The following is an 838-nucleotide window of genomic DNA, read 5'->3' as shown; positions in this document are numbered from 1 at the left end:
CCCGCCGCCAGGACGCTCGTCCGGCCATCGGCCATCCTGCCCGAACCCATTCATCTGACGCATAGGTTCCATGCAATCCAGTCGCTGGTGTCATGTCTTGCCCGGTCCTAACGTCGTTCACGCGGCGGCGCACCGGCAGGGGAGCGCGTCGCTGCCCCAGTCGCCCATGAGATGTGAGGGGGAAGTGTGTTGCTACGACGAGGAGTTGAGCGAAGGTGGGGCCGGTGAGCCGGGGGTCCGCGCTCGCCCTGCCGGCGATGCTGGCCGATCTGGAGGAGCTCGTCACTTGTGAGTCCTTCTCGGCCGACCACGCGGCGGTGGCGCGCAGTGCCGAGGTGGTCGGCGCCCTGGGCGCGAGGCTGCTGGGGGCCGAGCCGGAGACGATCGTCATCGACGGGGTGACCCATCTGCGGTGGGCCTTCGGCACCCCGCGGGTGCTGCTGCTGGGGCACCACGACACGGTCTGGCCCATCGGCTCGCTCCGGACACATCCCTGGTCGGTGACCGACGGGATCGCCCGGGGACCCGGGGTCCTGGACATGAAGGCAGGCTTGGTGCAGATGTTCCACGCGCTGGCCTCGTTGCCCTCCTTGGTCGGAGTGTGCGTGCTGGTCACCGGGGACGAGGAGGTCGGCTCGCCGACCTCCCGGAAGCTGATCGAGGAGGCGGCGCGGGCGTGTGCGGCCGCCCTCGTGCTGGAGGCGGCCGCGGACGACAAGGGGGCGCTCAAGACCGCCCGTAAGGGCACCTCGCGGTACGAGGTCGTGGTGCACGGCCATGCCGCGCACGCGGGTCAGGAACCGCATCGAGGGGTCAACGCCGCCGTCGAGGCCGCCCA

General features: G+C 70.8%; 1 protein-coding gene. It reads left to right on the top strand.

Annotation, left to right across the window (positions count from 1 at the left end; translation table 11 throughout):
• Positions 1-257: 257 nt before the first annotated feature.
• The coding region (locus tag IE312_RS43155) for a M20/M25/M40 family metallo-hydrolase (protein ID WP_229900785.1) at positions 258-838 on the top strand (581 nt) is incomplete at its 3' end.

The organism is Streptomyces capoamus, from assembly GCF_014654935.1.
Lineage (GTDB): Bacteria > Actinomycetota > Actinomycetes > Streptomycetales > Streptomycetaceae > Streptomyces > Streptomyces capoamus.
This window is presented reverse-complemented; position numbering and strand designations above follow the sequence as displayed.